The sequence below is a fragment of the Bacillus sp. EB600 genome (genome assembly GCF_024494385.1).
Taxonomy (GTDB): domain Bacteria; phylum Bacillota; class Bacilli; order Bacillales; family Cytobacillaceae; genus JAEVLT01.
This window is the reverse complement of the sequence record NZ_JAEVLT010000039.1, coordinates 24,113-40,336: the sequence shown is the minus strand read 5'-3', so window position 1 is coordinate 40,336 and position 16,224 is coordinate 24,113. Positions and strand designations below refer to the sequence as shown.

The following is a 16,224-nucleotide window of genomic DNA, read 5'->3' as shown; positions in this document are numbered from 1 at the left end:
TTTTAAAATATATAAATTATTTTTATGCTCATTATAATATCTGAACACTTCATCTGAAATATAATACAGTATTGGTATAAACGAATAATCTCCTGCTATTGAGGACAAACAATGTATTTTTGGAAGGGACAACATCCATCATTAGATTGAAACATATGGTAGAGGACGGAGAATATGAAACGGATTCTAATAACGGGGGCTTTGGGGCAAATCGGAACCGAATTAACAGTAAAATTAAGAAAGATTTACGGTTCCGATGCTGTCATTGCTTCTGATATTCACATAAATGAGAGCGAAACAGCAGAGGGTGGTCCATTTGAAATTCTTGATGTTACTGAATTAAAGTCAATGTTTGAGATTGCGAAGAAATATAGCGTCGATACTGTAATCCATCTTGCGGCTCTGTTGTCAGCCACTTCAGAAGCGCGACCCATTTACGCCTGGAATTTAAACATGGGCGGATTACTGAATGCACTTGAAACCGCTAGAGAAATGAAGGCACAATTTTTTACACCAAGTTCGATTGGAGTCTTTGGGCCTTCCACTCCAAAGAATTTAACACCGCAGGATACGATTATGCGCCCAACGACAATGTACGGCGTAAATAAAGTGGCTGGGGAACTCCTTTGTGATTACTATTATCAAAAATTTAATGTTGATACACGTGGACTGCGCTTTCCCGGGTTGATATCCTACGTGGCACCCCCGGGTGGAGGGACAACCGATTATGCTGTAGAGATCTTTTATTCAGCAATTAAACACGGAAATTACTCTTGCTATATCGATAAAGGGACCTATCTGGATATGATGTATATGCCGGATGCCTTGAATGCCATAGTTAATTTAATGGAAGCAGACTCCTCCAAACTTACCCATCGCAACTCCTTCAATGTGACAGCAATGAGCATCGCTCCTGAAGAAATTGCTGCAGAAATTACCAAACATATACGAGGATTTACTATTACCTATAAAGTTGATCCAATTCGGCAAAGAATCGCTGAAAGCTGGCCTAATTCTCTTGATCCAGCTGCAGCAGTAATAGAATGGGGCTTTAAAGCAAAATATAATTTAGCAACAATGACAAAAGACATGATTCAAAATGTACGAAAAAAAATCTAATAAAACGGAAAATGACAGGCACCATCCAATTTTTGAATGGTGCCTAGTCACTTTCTATTTTTTCAGATAGATAAGTTTGTCTTTTTTTTCGGTAACACGACCGATTATTGCTGCATTTCTCAAACCATTTTGATGGAGGTCTTCAACGTACAGTGCAGCCTCATTTTCTGGAAGTGAAACAAGCAGGCCGCCAGATGTAACCGCATCACAAAGGATTAGCTGTTCTTCTGGAAGAAGGTCTGCATAATCAATATCATTACCAAGCCATTTATGGTTTGATTTTGAGCCACCTGGTACAACTCCATCCTTGGCTAACTTTTCAGTTCCTTCAAGAAGTGGGACATCCGAGAATGTCATGTCAAAGCTGACATTACTTCCACGCGCCATTTCACTTCCATGTCCGAGAAGTCCAAATCCCGTAACATCTGTAACAGCGTGTGGATGGTATTTCCGCAAACACTCAGCTGCTGTCTTGTTTAACAATGCCATTGTTTCCGTTACAGTTTGTTCTTGTTCCGGGGTTACTACGCTTCTTTTTATGCCTGTCGTCATCATGCCAACACCGATCGGCTTCGTTAACACAAGAACGTCACCTGGTTTAGAGCCTACATTTTTCCAGATTTTCTTCGGGTGAACGATTCCTGTTACAGATAGTCCGAATTTTGGCTCTTGGTCATCGACAGAGTGCCCACCTACGGTTAAAGCACCAGCCTCTTTCACTTTGTCTGCTGCACCACGAAGAATCTCGGTTAGCATCTCCGGACCTAACTTCTTAATTGGATAGCCAACAATATTCATCACGGTTTTTGGGTCCCCGCCCATTGCATAGACATCACTCAAGGCATTTGCAGCGGCAATTTGGCCGAACATATAGGGGTCATCAACGATAGGTGTAAAATAATCAACTGTCTGGATTAATGCGATGGAATCCGTTAATTGATAAACACCAGCATCATCAGCTGTTTCATTTCCAACAAGTAATTCGGGTACAGTTTCTTGCTTTGGTAAACTGCGCAAAACTTGCGCAAGGTCTTCAGGACCTATTTTACAGCCTCAACCAGCTTTGGTTGACAAAGAAGTTAGGCGAATTTTCTCTTGTTCACTCAAAATGTCCACCTCCATTGTATTCAAATTCAATTTCTAATTTAATTCTATTTAAATCGTTTTAGATAGAATTAAATTAGATGGAAATAGCGCGGTAAGACTTTTCCATTAGGGAAAGAATGCTTTCAACCTAACGAATAGAAGTTTTGCTTTAATAGTATAACTCTTTCAAATGAAAAGAGCACGATTAGAAGCACAACTATTGAAGAAAAAAAGGATCGTCTACTTTTTGATATTGGGGAAAGCAAAAAAATGCCCACAAGAGAATAAATTGCTTGTGGGCATTCTAGTCGCTTTTAACACCATCTATCAAAGAATATCTGAACCACTATCATTATGGTAAGGTGATATATCGATTTTTCCCAAATTCTTTATCTATCTTTGAAATAAATACTTCCAGAATGCCGTTATGAAAGGCGGCTTTGATTTTATGATTATAGATCGGAAAGGGGAATTCAATTGAACGAGTACGTTTCTGTTGATTTGTTGATGATGACAAAGCGCTTCTTTTTTCGGTTATTAAAAGCTTTTTATCCTCCACATAGATAGTTATATCGGAGGAATTACAATCGTTTAACAAAGCCTCTACGATCCATTCATTGTCTGTTTCATAAAGATCGATACGGAATTGTGTTTGATCATAATAAGTTGTCAATGGATCAAGAAAGTAATTTTCAAGCCATTTTTCGATTACCTCATTGTCTAAAGATTGGTCATCTTTGTTCTCAATCATCATCATTCCCCCTTCGCAGGTTTATATTATTCAACAGCAGAAAATTTGTGAAGATGTTATAATAAGCATGGAATGAAATGAGTTGGGGGTTTTGAATAGTGAAAGATAGGCTGCGCTGTATTCCAGCTGTCCATGAACTGCAAAATCATGGACAGTTCACAACACTTATTCATGAGACGGATGTCGATTTCACTGAATTAACTAAGCAATTAAAAGATGTTATCGAGCAAATACGAAAATCGATTTTAACTGATAGTTGGCAGGGTGCCATTCCAGGAACTGACCAATTTATTGATGAAATTTTCCATATAGTTAAGGGGAAAATCATAAAGCAAATGGACTTTACATTAAAAAAGGTTATCAATGCAACAGGAACTATTTTGCATACCAACCTAGGTAGGGCTCGATTGAGTGATAAAGCGGTTTCCCATGTCGTAGAAACCGCGCAAAATTATTCTAATTTGGAGTATAAGCTTGAAGAAGGCGAACGTGGTTCAAGACATAGCCATGTTGAGACATTAATTAAAGAGTTGACAGGCGCCGAAGCGGCAATGATTGTAAATAATAATGCGGCCGCCGTATATCTTGTGCTAAGAGCGCTAGCAGCTAATAAAGAAGTAATTGTTTCAAGAGGACAATTAGTTGAAATTGGCGGTTCCTTTCGCATTTCTTCGATTATGGAAGAAAGCGGGGCCAAATTAGTCGAAGTGGGAACAACCAATAAGACTCACCTTTATGATTATGAAAAGGCAATAAGTCCTGAAACCTCCATTGTAATGAAGGTCCATACCAGCAATTTTAAAGTTGTTGGTTTTACTGAATCAGTCGAAACCCAAGAACTCATCAATTTCGCTCAAAGGTTTGAAAATGTGATTTATTATGAAGACCTTGGAAGCGGGGCCCTATATGATTTTCGAAAACATGGTATAGGGGAAGAACCAGTTGTTAGAGAAATTATTGAGGCTCAGGCAGACCTTGTTACATTTAGCGGGGATAAATTACTAGGAGGACCGCAAGCTGGGATCATTGCTGGAAAAAAGGCACTCATAGATCGTTTAAAAAAACATCAATTAGCTCGGGTGCTTCGCGTCGATAAAATGACGTTAGCAGCGCTTGAAGGTACCTTGATTGATTATGTTAAAGGGGATAAAGGTATTCAAAACATTCCTGTCATTCGGGATTTATTCCAATCTGTTGAGCAGATAGAAAATCGAGCCACCCATTTTGTTTCTTCCTTATTAGAGCTGTCTACTCATTTTGAAGTTAAAATCATTCATGGCACTAGCCAAGTTGGTGGTGGTACGATGCCTGAGGTAGAGCTTCCAACCGTATTAATTGCGTTAAAACATCATTTGATAACTGCAGAACAATTGGCTCGAAAACTAAGAATAGAAAACAAGCCTGCGGTTGTAGCTCGAATTCAAAAGGATGAATTTCTCCTTGATTTAAGAACAGTTTCAATAGTAGAAGAAGAACTGTTGTTACAAGCTCTTGTTCATGTTTAAAAGGTTGACCCCTAGACAAGGGTCAACCTTTTAAACTCCACTCTTTTTACATATCATGATGTGTGTTATGCTTGGCGCGAGTATGCTGGCGATTTTTTACTTTATGTGATCCACTTAAGGGCTCGGGTTGTCCTGATTGCTTTGGCGCATTTTTGCGCATATCTTTTCCATCATTTTTGTTCATCTTGCTATCCCTCCTAATTGATAGGATACCTATTGTTGTACGTTTTATTCTGTATATAAGTTTATACTTTAGTACAATTTATCGGTATAGGCTTAAAGAAAAGGAGTGAAGAGAATGCAAAGAATGCCTTACAAGAAGAATAAACAGCAAGCATTTCAAGCAGCACAGCAAGGTATGGAAAATGCTGAGGAATTATATTTTGAAATTGTCCGTGATAGCAGCAGCTACGGACATCAATTACACCATTTAAAAAATGAAGTAAATGAAGCCTACCAACAAATCGAAAACGCATTAGAAGTAGCTTCTGAGCACCAAAAAGTTCAACTTGACCAATTTCAACAGGATCTGCAAAAAATAATTTCTGAAGTTAACAACTTTGAACAATAGAATTTCAAAGGCAGGGTAGCATCACCCTGCCTTCATCGTATTTTCACTGGTTTTTCTTTCGTCTCTTGTTATTCATTTTTTCCTTTACGGTCAATGGTTCATTGCTCAGTTCTACGTTATAACCAGCGCCTTTACCTTGGCCATCTGCTGCGTTCATGCCGGGAATAACATGATTTGACTTTTTTCGCACCAATTTATTCACCTCCCACCTTGTTACTATTTCCCCAATAGCGAAAAAAAAGACCAGATCATTGCTTTTTCACCATAATAAATGAAAATTAGAAGATTTTATCAATCCCAAATTACAGCAATCATAGCAATAAGTTTCTCGAAATATTTAAGGGAAATTAGAATATATGATAAGAAAAACTTATCATGAGCAATAACTTTCTTTTTATTTACATATGGAAACTGTTGTATTAAGATTAGAATTGTGAGAAAAGTGGTGTCGATGGGAATATTCAAACTTTTCGATTTTTCGTTCCTTTTGGTATATTATGACGAATAAGGGGGTATTTAATATGGTAATGGTTAAGAATGATGTATTTAAAGCACACTCTTCTTTTGATCTAGATGGTAAACGTTATCACTATTTTCGTTTAGCTGCATTGGAAGAGGCTGGCATTGGAAAGGTTTCTAAATTACCTTACTCCATTAAGGTTTTACTTGAATCTGTACTACGCCAATGTGATGGCAGAGTAATCACAAAAGAACATGTTGAAAACTTAGCAAAATGGGGAACAAAACAATTAAAGGAAATAGATGTTCCGTTTAAACCATCACGTGTTATTCTTCAGGATTTCACGGGTGTACCAGCTGTTGTTGACCTTGCATCTTTAAGAAAAGCAATGGCAGATTTAGGGGGAGACCCTGACAAAATCAACCCAGAGAAAACAGTTGATCTAGTTATCGACCACTCTGTTCAAGTCGATGCTTATGGAAGTTCAGATTCCTTAAAAGTAAACATGGATTTAGAATTCAAGCGTAATGCTGAACGTTATCAGTTCTTAAGCTGGGCTCAAAAATCATTCAACAACTATCGTGCAGTCCCACCAGCAACAGGTATTGTACACCAAGTAAATCTTGAGTTCTTGGCAGATGTTGTTCACGTTTCAGAGAATGCTGATGGTGAATTTGATGCATACCCAGATACATTAGTTGGTACAGATTCTCATACAACGATGATTAATGGTATTGGTGTTCTAGGATGGGGCGTTGGCGGTATTGAAGCAGAAGCTGGAATGCTTGGTCAGCCTTCTTATTTCCCTGTGCCAGAAGTGGTAGGGGTTAAGTTGGTAGGCGAACTTCCAAACGGTGCAACCGCTACGGACCTTGCTCTAAAGGTTACTCAAGTGTTGCGGAGTCAAGGTGTAGTTGGTAAATTCGTAGAATTTTTCGGCCCTGGCGTTCCTTCACTACCACTTGCTGATCGGGCAACAATTGCCAACATGGCTCCAGAATACGGTGCAACCTGCGGATTTTTCCCAGTTGATGGTGAATCTATTGAGTATTTACGTTTGACTGGCCGTAATGAAGAGCAAATAAAAGTGGTTGAGCAATATTGCAAAGAAAATGGCTTATTCTTCAATCCAAATGACGAGCCTGTTTATACAAATGTAGTAGAAATTGATCTTTCTGTGATTGAAGCAAATCTTTCTGGTCCTAAGCGTCCGCAGGATTTAATTCCACTTTCAAAAATGAAAGAGGCATTTGTCAAAGCAGTTTCAGCACCTCAAGGAAATCAAGGCTTCGGTTTTAAACCAGAAGAGCTGGAAAAAGAGGCTGTTGTTAATTTCAATAACGGTGACAAGGCAACTATGAAAACTGGAGCTGTTGGAATTGCTTCAATTACAAGCTGTACAAATACATCTAACCCGTATGTTTTAGTTGGCGCTGGACTTGTAGCCAAGAAAGCAGTTGAATTAGGAATGGAAGTTCCTAAATATGTAAAAACTTCTTTGGCACCTGGTTCTAAGGTTGTAACTGGATACCTTCGTGATTCGGGATTACTTCCATATCTTGAGGAAATTGGCTTCAACCTAGTAGGTTACGGCTGTACAACCTGTATCGGTAACTCAGGCCCGTTAAAAGAAGAAATAGAAAAAACAATAGCCGAAAATGATCTATTAGTTACCTCCGTTCTTTCAGGTAACCGTAACTTTGAAGGTCGTATTCACCCGCTTGTTAAAGGTAACTATCTTGCTTCTCCACCGTTAGTTGTTGCATATGCTCTAGCTGGTACAGTAAATATTGACTTTGCTACTGAACCTATCGGAAAAGACAAAGACGGTAACGATGTATTCTTCAAAGACATCTGGCCATCAACAGCTGAAGTAAACGAAGTGGTGAAACGTACTGTAACACCAGAATTATTCCGTAGAGAATATGCAAACGTGTTTACAGATAACGAGCGCTGGAATGAAATCAAAACTAGCGATGAACCATTGTATAATTGGGATAAGGATTCTACCTATATTCAAAATCCACCGTTCTTCGAAGGTCTAACTCCGGATCCAGGCCAAGTAAAGCCTTTAACAGGACTTCGGGTTGTAGGTAAATTCGGCGATTCCGTAACGACTGACCATATTTCACCTGCAGGAGCAATTGGTAAAGATACTCCAGCTGGAAAATACCTTCGTGAAAAAGGTGTTGAGCCTCGTGACTTCAACTCATATGGATCACGTCGTGGAAACCATGAAGTAATGATGCGCGGTACTTTTGCTAATATTCGTATTCGTAATCAAATTGCACCAGGTACAGAAGGCGGATTTACGACCTACTGGCCAACAGGTGAAGTAACCTCCATCTTTGATGCATGCATGAAATACAAAGAAAACGGGATTGGATTAGCTGTGCTGGCAGGTAAAGATTATGGAATGGGTTCTTCTCGTGACTGGGCTGCAAAAGGAACGAATCTATTAGGGATTAAAACAGTTATTGCTGAAAGCTTTGAGCGTATCCACCGTTCTAACCTTGTTCTAATGGGAGTTTTACCGCTTCAATTTAAAGAAGGAGAAAGTGCTGAAACACTTGGCTTAACTGGTAAAGAAACCATTGATGTTCAAGTTGGTGAAGACGTAAAACCACATGACCTATTAAAAGTAGTCGCTACTGACGAAAATGGTACTAAGAAGGAGTTTGAAGTAATTGTTCGCTTCGATTCAGAAGTTGAAATTGATTACTACCGCCATGGCGGAATTCTTCAAATGGTTCTTCGTGAAAAATTAAAAGCTTAAGAGTGCTTTTCATTGTTAAAACACCATGCAAAAATTGCATGGTGTTTTTTATTTCTTCAAAAAAGGGGTTTAACCTATTCAAGCACACTAATTTGTTCATATATTATCCCATAAGGAGGGGATAATAAAATGAATTCAATTGTTTTTTTATTTTTAGCTGCAATTTTTGCTGGATTTGCCTTAGTACATTTACCAGTAGTTGCTTTTCTCACGGGATTATACCCTTTTTTCAATCTCATAGGAGTTCTGGCAATTTTAATTTTTTCGATCGTATTACTTGCTTTGGCGTTGAAAGCACTTTTTAAAAAGCCCTGGTATTAAAACACAATAAAGGGATTGGTAACTTCGTTAATTTGAAAATGCCAATCCTTTTTCTTATTTCTACGGAAAGTTCAAACTTCAAATAAAAACCTTCCAAAAAAATTTGCAGTTAGAATGGTTATTGATAAAATAAAATTGTAAACACAGATTAATGGAGTAATACAACTGTTCAAGAAAAATAAAATAGGGAGGAGCTACCGTTAAAGGAATAGTTCAAAGAAGGAATGTTAACAAAATTGTCACACTGATGTTCATTTTTGCTTTATAACCTTTATTTCAAATTACTTTATAGTGTAAAATCGATTTAGAGGTAATTATTTTGCAATGAGTAAAAGGAGATTTTTACATGGTTAAAAAAGTAATTGCAGCAGTTGTTTTAATTTCATTGCTTACAGTTGCAATTGTTCAAGCGATGGATAAAAAAGCGGAGACAGAAAAGAAAGCTACAGAGACGACAACAGCCACTCAAACCAATGGACTGCAGATTGGTGCAAAAGCTCCAGACTTTGAATTAAAAACACTTACTGGTGAAACAACAAAGCTTTCAAACTTTAAAGGAAAAAAGGTTATGCTAAACTTTTGGGCAACCTGGTGTCCACCATGTAAAGCAGAAATGCCAGAAATGGAGCAATTCTATAAACAAGGTAATAAAGATGTTGTAATTCTTGCAGTCAATATCGACCCTGAAAATGATGTAAAAGGATTTGTTAACAAAAATGGGATTACTTTTTCCATTCCAATAGACACAGAAGGAAAAGTAAACAGTGTTTATCAGATTCTATCCATACCTACCACTTATTTCATAGACCGCAATGGACTTATTCAAAATAAATATACCGGCGCTATGAAATTAGAAATGATGAAGCAGTTTACTGACAATATAAAATAAAGAAAATGGATATTGGTACAAGCCGATATCCATTTTCTTTATTTTAAGAATACAAAATTCGATATAATTTTCAAAAAGTTGTAATAATTGCAACCGTTTCCGGACATACTTACTGTTAGAATAGTAATTAAGGAAGGTGATTCGAATGAGAAAACCTAGAAAACGTTCCTTTGCAGAACTTGTATCCGAAAATAAATCACAACTTATGAAAGATCATGCTGCTATGGAAAAAATTGAACTCCGTTTAGAAGAAAAACGCCTTGGGAAAGCTGAGTAAATCTCTCACATTGTTTACCAATCATGTTTCCGTTCCTCCATGGGTAAAATGATGTGGAGGAGGGATGATTATAATGAGTAATCCAAAAAGAAAGCCAAAGGCTTATGTACCAAGTCATATCGGAACACAACCACGCGGTTTTGGCGGCAATAAAGGAAAACAAATGCAGGATAAATCAGGAGAACATGCTCAAGTAATTCAAACCAAAGGTGAATAGTAAAAATGGATATAAAGACTCGCTATTGGGACTAAAGGCGAGTCTTTTTTAGTTTTTCTCATTAAGAATATACAATATTTTTAATACCACCCCACCCACTTTTTATTTGGGATATTTTTTCAACTCCGAAACAAACTATATCTGTACCTTTTATCCCGCTTTAACGGGCAGTAAGGCCCCCACTTCAAGACTTGAATAGAAGGTCAAGGATATAGTGGGGATCAGCTGCTCGTAAAAGTCCGATTGGTTCAACTAACCATCAGTGAGGGTGAAAAAAACCAAACCTCACTGATGGAAGTTTCACTTTATAAAATAAGGAGGAATTAATATGACTAATCAAAACAAACCGAAACCAGATGACCGCAGCGATAATGTTGAAAAACTTCAAGAAATGATTACCAATACGATTGAAAACATGGAAGAGGCAGAGGAATCCATGGCATTTACTGATAGTGAAGAGCAGCTTCAACAGATTGAGGCAAAAAATGAGCGCAGACGCGAAAGCTTGGAGTCGTTTCGATCAGAAGTAAGAGATGAAGCTCGAGCAGCAAGAGACAGCGAATAGTAGAGATGTTGAGACCTGATTCCTTTGTAGGACAGGTCTTTTTACTTTTTTAGAATACCAATGAGTATTATTATATCGTTTACAATGTATTATGGTAAGATGAGAGGAGAAAATTTGATAAAGAAGTGATAGCGATGATCCAACAACACGATCAGACAATACATAGACAAAATAAAATCGATGAATGGGAAAACGAGTTTGCCAATAATGGATATATTAAAGATGAAAGCAAATTATTTTCCTTCTTGAATAGTGAAAAGGACAAGTCTAACATATCAAAACTGTTAACATTTGCGGCATTGTCTCGGCTAAGAAAAAACAGACAGGACACGATTGCTGTTGCTTGGCTGGAAAAATCCCTTGAATTAAATCCTGGGAACGAAGCAGCAAATGAATTTTTAATTCAATTTGAATGGAAGAAGAAAAGAAACCTCTTCGATCTTCTCTCCTATCCGCCACTTAGGGAAACAGATAATCGGACTGCCAAAAAAAAAGTTGCCGAACAATACGTACAAATTTCGCAAACATTTATTAAAGAAGCCATCGGGCAAATAGAGGATTTAAATCAAAAGATCTCGATTGTTTCACGCTTGGGCAACCCTGAGTTATCCCATTTATATAATAAGCTTTTTACACTTCTTGTCGCCGCAAAAGAAGAAACCGTCAGCCTGTTAAAGTCCGCAGAAGAGTATGATGAATCCATAACAGGGATGTTCCATACAGCCACATATTATCAAGAGTTAAAGCTACATTTGGTTAAAATTGAGGCAATTCAAAGGGAATGGCAAGTGCTCTTTGATCAAGAAGAAAAGAAACCAGAAAAACCAAAGAAAAATGCTTTGGATCAATTGAACCAAATGATTGGAATGCACGTTGTCAAAAAGCGGATAAATGATTTTTACCGTTACTTAAAGTATCAAAAGCAGCGAAAAGAATTAGGATATCAAACGAAAGACGCTCTAAGCTTAAATATGATATTGACAGGAAACCCTGGCACTGGAAAAACAACATTAGCAAGGTTATTAGCGAAAATTTATCACGAACTAGGTGTCCTGCCACGTGAGGAAGTAATTGAAGCGGACCGGTCACAATTAGTTGGTGCGTTTGTCGGCCAAACGGAAGAAAATGTCCGGGCAATGGTTGAAAAGTCCCTGGGTGGAGTTCTATTTATTGATGAAGCATATAGTTTAAAACGAGAAGGACAATCTGGTAATGATTATGGACAAACCGCTATAGATACGCTTGTATCACTAATGACGAGCAAGGAATATGAGGGGAAATTTGCTGTCATTTTGGCTGGTTACCCAGAGGAGATGCGTTCTTTTCTCATGGCAAACCCAGGACTTAGGAGCAGGTTCCCTCAGTCAAATTTTATTGATCTACCAGACTACACCAACGAGGAATTGGTTTTAATTGCGGAAAAAATCGCTGCAGAGAATGACTATATTCTTTCGGAAGACGCAAAGCTTGAAATCGATCACCGCCTTGAACGAGAACGTATTGATAACACTTTTGGAAATGCGAGAACAACAAAGAATATCGTGTTAGAAGCGATTTTCAGAAAAGGTTCGAACTTAAAAGCTGAAAGTAATCAGGTTTTGCAATTTACTCTTTTAGAAAGAGAAGATTTTACTGTTGAGAACACAGAAAACAAACCATCTGCATTTATTAAGCTTAATCAACTTATCGGACTTGATGCTTTAAAAGAAGAAATGAAATCATTGATGTCATTTGTTAAAATGCAGCAATTTCGTAGAAACAATGGCTTCCCTGCAGTTCCGATACAACTGCATGCTGTCTTTACCGGAAACCCTGGGACGGGGAAAACTACCGTTGCCAAAATCTATGCGGAGCTGCTTAAAGAATGTGGGATTTTAAAGCGCGGTCACTTGATCATAACAAGCAGGGCAGATTTTGTAGCAAGTTATGTGGGACAAACGGCAGCAAAAACAAAGAAGAAGATTAAAGAAGCTCTTGGTGGGGTTTTGTTTATCGATGAGGCTTATTCACTTTTAGGACAAGCAGGGGACTTCGGTAAAGAAGCGATTGATACACTTGTAGATGAAATGACAAAGTATAATGAAAACTTGGTTGTCATTCTTGCTGGTTACCCCAATGAAATGGAAGCATTGCTTACTAGTAATCCCGGGCTGCATTCGCGATTTAAGAAGTTTTTCCACTTTCCTGACTACCAAATCGAAGAATTGATCACGATATTGGAATCCTATGTTAGGGGATTCCAATATCAGCTAACCAGTACAGCGAAGGAATTTTTACTTACAGCTTTAAATGAATATGCCTTTTTGGGGAACGGCCGTTTTGCCACGAATCTGGCTGATGAAATGATCCAAGCCCAGGCAATGCGGTTAATGGAGGAGGATAGACAAGACCAATTGCTTGAAAAAGCGATTTACCTAGAAAGAGAAGATATAGAAAAAGCTCTAAAAAAGCTTAGAAAAGAGGAATCCTAATGTTGGTAGTAACAAAAGAAATAGAAGTACGTTATGCTGAAACAGATCAAATGGGTGTTGTCTACCATACAAATTATCTAGTTTGGATGGAAATAGGAAGGACAGCCTTTATTGAAGAACTTGGTTTTAATTATGTTGATCTTGAGAAAGATGGATATCTTTCGCCAGTCCTAGATATTCAAGCTTCTTATAAAACACCTGTCCGTTATGGTGACAAAGCAATCATTAACACCTGGGTGGAAGAATATGATGGAATCCGAACAACTTATGGATATGAAATCCTTAAAGATAATGGCGAAGTGGCGGTAACAGGAACGACCAAACATGTATGTGTTAAGAAAGACAGTTTTCGACCTGTGTCCTTTAAGAAAACTTTTCCTAATTGGCATGAAGCATATGAAAGAACGAAAAAGCCGAAGGCTGAAAATCCTGGGGAGTGAAAGTTAATGGCTTTTGGAATCAAGAAACAGGAGCTTTTAGCCTGGAAACAAAAAATCGACAGAGGAGAAATCGCTTTTTTAACCCATTATTGGCTTGATGACCGTTTTCCTGGCTCAAAAACGGTAACAAAAGTCGGCTGTCACAACCTTGAAAAGTTAGTACAGTGGGGCCAAAAATACGGGTTAAAGAAGGAATGGATTCATCATCGCTCGGGTGGTTATTCCCACTTTGATTTAATCGGGGACAGGCAAACGGAAATCCTTAAACAAGAAGGTCTATTAGATCATATTTGGAAATGAATAGAAAACTATATTATAATTATGTGAACATAGGTATGTTTTTTTCATTATTTATAAATTTTCTCAAGTTGAGATTAACTATTGGATCATAAGAATGAGGTGAGAATTTGTTTAAATTAACCAACAGCGCCAAGAGAAAACTATTTGACGTGATTGAAAAGGAAAAAATAACCGAGGAAGAAACATTATATCTTAGAATAAGTATGGGAATTGGCTGAGGAGGCCCTAAGTTAAATCTGTCTCTGGAAGAGCGGAAGCTTACTGATGACCATTTGTACGATTTTGATGAAGTGAAAATCTTAATTCATGAAAAGGATTTAGTCTATTTTAATGACACGAAGCTCGATTATGTTGTTGATCCCTTTGGAATAAGCCGTTTTCAGCTCCTCAAAATATAAAAAGCAGAATTTTCAAATGAATATTCTGCTTTTGTTTTTAAACTATAAAGAAGCTTTTAATTGGGAGGCATACTGTGAAAGTTGTATATTTTTCTAGTAAACTTTTAACATGTATAGACCCCTTATGATCTTCAATGATGGTTTTACATATACTTAGACCAAGTCCTGTTCCTTTTTCTTTTGAAGAGAAGAAAGGTTCAAACAAGTTTTTAATATTTTCATCTGTAATTCCTCCGCCACTATCCATAATAGTAATAACTGCCGTTGTCGAATCTATTTCTGTAGAAAAACATATTTTTCTGTCAATTGCATTGCATTCTTCGATCGCTTCTATGGCATTATTCATTAAATTTATTAATACTTGTTTAAGTGGATTCTCAGGAATATTTAAGACTACTTCTTGATTTGACAGGTTTGTGATGAGCTGAATATTTTTCAAAATAGCTTTGCTCTCATACAACATGGCTAAATTGTTCACAACTTTGTTGAGGTAAGTTTTCTGGACGTGGTTCGATTGCGGTTTGGCACCATGTAAATAATCGTAGATAAGTTCGTCCGCACGATTTAACTCGGTAAGTGCTACCTCTGCATATTGTTCTTTTCCTATCTCTTTCAAATAGGGTTTTATAAGTTCAAGGAATCCTTTTACTGTTGTAAGCGGATTTCTTATTTCATGGACAATTTCAGCTGCAGACTGCTCAATCTTCTTTTGTTTTGCCAACTTAATAAAGGCTTCATTGGTTTCCTCCCCGTTTTTTTCAGGCCCCATGCCATGATCACCCTCTTTTTTAAAGTCCAGCTCCGGCGACTTGTGCAATTTATGCACCAATGTATAAGTCGCTTGATGGGAACTTGCACATTTCTTAATTAATACAGTATATTCAGCAAAAGCCCATAAATTTCTACAAATTTTTATAGATTGTAAAACATCCTTTGGATCATGAACAAATAGCGGGTTCCTAAGAACAAAAGCGCAAGTGCCCGTTTAGCGACGTACACTAGTCGCTGGGCTGGCCGACTAAGAGCGCGCCGCCCGTCCTGGCGGCAACATCGGCACTAGCACTTCCTGTGCGTCTGAGCTAGACTTAAATTAACTTGATTCAAAGTTATCAACAGCTGAATATTTTATAATTTCCTAGACAACAAAAAAAGCTTTAAAAGAACAATGTTGTCCTTTTAAAGCCATTTTATTTTAGGTTCAGTTTTATTCATGATCCGTTTTATGTTTGTACGGTGACGATAAACAACGAAAGATACTAGTATGAAAACGACTACAATAAGCGGTATATCCCACTCGTGAATGAATCCACGTACAATCGAATATGTAATGGCTGAAAGCCCTGCAACTATTGAAGACAAGGAAACATATTTGGTTACATATAGACTAATAAAGAATACGATCAGAACAATTAAAAACATTAGTGGGGTATAAAATAACAACACTCCAGCTGATGTTGCCACTGCTTTACCACCGCGGAAACTTGCAAAAATAGGATACATATGACCAATAACCGCAAAAATTCCGGAAAGCAATGGATTTATATCAATATGAAAAAGAACTGGCAAGGCAGCTGCTAGAGTACCTTTTAAAATATCGGCAATGGTTACAGCTAGTCCAGCTTTCACACCAAGAGTCCGAAAAGTATTTGTTCCACCCAGATTTCCGCTCCCATGTTCGCGAATATCTGTCTTATAAAAAACCTTGCCAATTATTAATCCAGAGGGTATAGAACCCAGCAGGTAAGCGAGGACTAAGGTTGCAATTATTTCGACCATTTCATTTTCCCCTTCTTTTTATATCCATTCCTTTTATTTTACCATGTATTTGCGAAAATGCCACCCCTGTATTCTCCAGATTACTAGTATCCTTTTATGTAGATTTACTGGTTTCAAAGGTTTTTTTCTTACTTTTAGAGTCTATATTTTTATAACAAAGAAAATTCTTTCTGTCCAAAATAGTAACAAATGGGGTCTATTTTATTACAAATGTATGGAGAATTTGCAAACCGCGTGATTGTTGATTGAAAGGATTGCGATATCTAAATATAATTGGAGTAACAAATTATTTAAAAAATATG

At 37.5% G+C, this 16,224-nt stretch carries 18 protein-coding genes; 12 read left to right on the top strand and 6 right to left on the bottom strand.

What is annotated here, in order from left to right:
* The first annotated feature begins 174 nt into the window (after positions 1-174).
* Entirely contained in the window at positions 175-1,119 is a 945-nt protein-coding gene (locus JN080_RS24030; protein WP_256238514.1) for an L-threonine 3-dehydrogenase, read from the top strand.
* Between the two features lie 54 nt (positions 1,120-1,173).
* Here the strand turns inward: JN080_RS24030 and selD are convergent, their stop codons facing one another.
* Together selD and JN080_RS24020 are read right to left on the bottom strand one after the other, a co-directional pair.
* On the bottom strand, positions 1,174-2,241 hold the full coding sequence (gene selD, locus JN080_RS24025; protein ID WP_305474945.1) for a selenide, water dikinase SelD: 1,068 nt from the start codon (positions 2,239-2,241) through the stop codon (positions 1,174-1,176).
* A gap of 316 nt (positions 2,242-2,557) precedes the next feature.
* Entirely contained in the window at positions 2,558-2,956 is a 399-nt protein-coding gene (locus JN080_RS24020) for an Hsp20/alpha crystallin family protein (protein WP_256238513.1), read from the bottom strand.
* 98 nt (positions 2,957-3,054) lie between these two features.
* Here JN080_RS24020 and selA point away from each other — a divergent pair, with 98 nt between their 5' ends.
* The gene (gene selA, locus JN080_RS24015; protein ID WP_256238512.1) at positions 3,055-4,461 is read left to right on the top strand and encodes an L-seryl-tRNA(Sec) selenium transferase; all 1,407 of its coding nucleotides are present in this window, start codon (positions 3,055-3,057) and stop codon (positions 4,459-4,461) included.
* Between the two features lie 46 nt (positions 4,462-4,507).
* Here the strand turns inward: selA and JN080_RS24010 are convergent, their stop codons facing one another.
* The gene (locus JN080_RS24010; RefSeq protein WP_256238511.1) at positions 4,508-4,645 is read right to left on the bottom strand and encodes a small acid-soluble spore protein P; all 138 of its coding nucleotides are present in this window, start codon (positions 4,643-4,645) and stop codon (positions 4,508-4,510) included.
* A 123-nt stretch (positions 4,646-4,768) separates the two neighbouring features.
* Here JN080_RS24010 and JN080_RS24005 point away from each other — a divergent pair, with 123 nt between their 5' ends.
* Positions 4,769-5,032, top strand: a complete 264-nt coding sequence (locus JN080_RS24005) for a hypothetical protein (protein ID WP_256238515.1) — start codon at positions 4,769-4,771, stop codon at positions 5,030-5,032.
* 43 nt (positions 5,033-5,075) lie between these two features.
* On the opposite strand, the gene sspO is transcribed toward JN080_RS24005, so the two are convergent.
* Positions 5,076-5,225: a small acid-soluble spore protein O gene (gene sspO / locus JN080_RS24000; RefSeq protein WP_256238510.1), complete on the bottom strand. Its 150-nt coding sequence runs from the start codon at positions 5,223-5,225 to the stop codon at positions 5,076-5,078.
* A gap of 334 nt (positions 5,226-5,559) precedes the next feature.
* Here sspO and acnA point away from each other — a divergent pair, with 334 nt between their 5' ends.
* From acnA to JN080_RS23955, 9 genes are all read left to right on the top strand, one after another.
* On the top strand, positions 5,560-8,268 hold the full coding sequence (acnA, locus tag JN080_RS23995) for an aconitate hydratase AcnA (RefSeq protein ID WP_305474938.1): 2,709 nt from the start codon (positions 5,560-5,562) through the stop codon (positions 8,266-8,268).
* Between the two features lie 129 nt (positions 8,269-8,397).
* Positions 8,398-8,589, top strand: coding sequence for a hypothetical protein (locus JN080_RS23990; protein WP_256238508.1), 192 nt, complete (start codon positions 8,398-8,400; stop codon positions 8,587-8,589).
* 346 nt (positions 8,590-8,935) lie between these two features.
* Entirely contained in the window at positions 8,936-9,478 is a 543-nt protein-coding gene (locus tag JN080_RS23985; RefSeq protein WP_256238507.1) for a redoxin domain-containing protein, read from the top strand.
* Positions 9,479-9,623: 145 nt separating this feature from the next.
* The gene (locus JN080_RS23980) at positions 9,624-9,755 is read left to right on the top strand and encodes an FbpB family small basic protein (RefSeq protein WP_256238506.1); all 132 of its coding nucleotides are present in this window, start codon (positions 9,624-9,626) and stop codon (positions 9,753-9,755) included.
* A 73-nt stretch (positions 9,756-9,828) separates the two neighbouring features.
* Positions 9,829-9,972: an acid-soluble spore protein N gene (locus JN080_RS23975; protein ID WP_256238505.1), complete on the top strand. Its 144-nt coding sequence runs from the start codon at positions 9,829-9,831 to the stop codon at positions 9,970-9,972.
* 328 nt (positions 9,973-10,300) lie between these two features.
* The gene (gene tlp / locus JN080_RS23970; RefSeq protein ID WP_256238504.1) at positions 10,301-10,537 is read left to right on the top strand and encodes a small acid-soluble spore protein Tlp; all 237 of its coding nucleotides are present in this window, start codon (positions 10,301-10,303) and stop codon (positions 10,535-10,537) included.
* Between the two features lie 134 nt (positions 10,538-10,671).
* The gene (locus JN080_RS23965; RefSeq protein WP_256238503.1) at positions 10,672-13,008 is read left to right on the top strand and encodes an AAA family ATPase; all 2,337 of its coding nucleotides are present in this window, start codon (positions 10,672-10,674) and stop codon (positions 13,006-13,008) included.
* Complete coding sequence (locus tag JN080_RS23960; protein WP_256238502.1) at positions 13,008-13,448, top strand: acyl-CoA thioesterase; 441 nt, start codon at positions 13,008-13,010, stop codon at positions 13,446-13,448. The genes JN080_RS23965 and JN080_RS23960 overlap by 1 nt, the downstream gene beginning before the upstream one ends.
* A 6-nt stretch (positions 13,449-13,454) precedes the next feature.
* Entirely contained in the window at positions 13,455-13,748 is a 294-nt protein-coding gene (locus tag JN080_RS23955) for a hypothetical protein (RefSeq protein ID WP_256238501.1), read from the top strand.
* Between the two features lie 435 nt (positions 13,749-14,183).
* On the opposite strand, the gene JN080_RS23950 is transcribed toward JN080_RS23955, so the two are convergent.
* Both JN080_RS23950 and plsY read right to left on the bottom strand, forming a co-directional pair.
* The gene (locus JN080_RS23950; protein ID WP_256238500.1) at positions 14,184-14,915 is read right to left on the bottom strand and encodes an ATP-binding protein; all 732 of its coding nucleotides are present in this window, start codon (positions 14,913-14,915) and stop codon (positions 14,184-14,186) included.
* Between the two features lie 407 nt (positions 14,916-15,322).
* Complete coding sequence (gene plsY, locus JN080_RS23945) at positions 15,323-15,922, bottom strand: glycerol-3-phosphate 1-O-acyltransferase PlsY (protein WP_256238499.1); 600 nt, start codon at positions 15,920-15,922, stop codon at positions 15,323-15,325.
* Positions 15,923-16,224: the final 302 nt, after the last annotated feature.

Bases quoted from the DNA above. Each gene is read 5' to 3' on its own strand.
- JN080_RS24030 (WP_256238514.1), top strand. From the start codon at position 175: ATGAAACGGATTCTAATAACGGGGGCTTTGGGGCAAATCGGAACCGAA.
- JN080_RS24020 (WP_256238513.1), bottom strand. From the start codon at position 2,956: ATGATTGAGAACAAAGATGACCAATCTTTAGACAATGAGGTAATCGAA.
- JN080_RS24010 (WP_256238511.1), bottom strand. From the start codon at position 4,645: ATGAACAAAAATGATGGAAAAGATATGCGCAAAAATGCGCCAAAGCAA.
- JN080_RS24005 (WP_256238515.1), top strand. From the start codon at position 4,769: ATGCCTTACAAGAAGAATAAACAGCAAGCATTTCAAGCAGCACAGCAA.
- acnA (WP_305474938.1), top strand. From the start codon at position 5,560: ATGGTTAAGAATGATGTATTTAAAGCACACTCTTCTTTTGATCTAGAT.
- JN080_RS23990 (WP_256238508.1), top strand. From the start codon at position 8,398: ATGAATTCAATTGTTTTTTTATTTTTAGCTGCAATTTTTGCTGGATTT.
- JN080_RS23985 (WP_256238507.1), top strand. From the start codon at position 8,936: ATGGTTAAAAAAGTAATTGCAGCAGTTGTTTTAATTTCATTGCTTACA.
- JN080_RS23980 (WP_256238506.1), top strand. From the start codon at position 9,624: ATGAGAAAACCTAGAAAACGTTCCTTTGCAGAACTTGTATCCGAAAAT.
- JN080_RS23975 (WP_256238505.1), top strand. From the start codon at position 9,829: ATGAGTAATCCAAAAAGAAAGCCAAAGGCTTATGTACCAAGTCATATC.
- tlp (WP_256238504.1), top strand. From the start codon at position 10,301: ATGACTAATCAAAACAAACCGAAACCAGATGACCGCAGCGATAATGTT.
- JN080_RS23965 (WP_256238503.1), top strand. From the start codon at position 10,672: ATGATCCAACAACACGATCAGACAATACATAGACAAAATAAAATCGAT.
- JN080_RS23960 (WP_256238502.1), top strand. From the start codon at position 13,008: ATGTTGGTAGTAACAAAAGAAATAGAAGTACGTTATGCTGAAACAGAT.
- JN080_RS23955 (WP_256238501.1), top strand. From the start codon at position 13,455: ATGGCTTTTGGAATCAAGAAACAGGAGCTTTTAGCCTGGAAACAAAAA.
- JN080_RS23950 (WP_256238500.1), bottom strand. From the start codon at position 14,915: ATGGGGCCTGAAAAAAACGGGGAGGAAACCAATGAAGCCTTTATTAAG.
- plsY (WP_256238499.1), bottom strand. From the start codon at position 15,922: ATGGTCGAAATAATTGCAACCTTAGTCCTCGCTTACCTGCTGGGTTCT.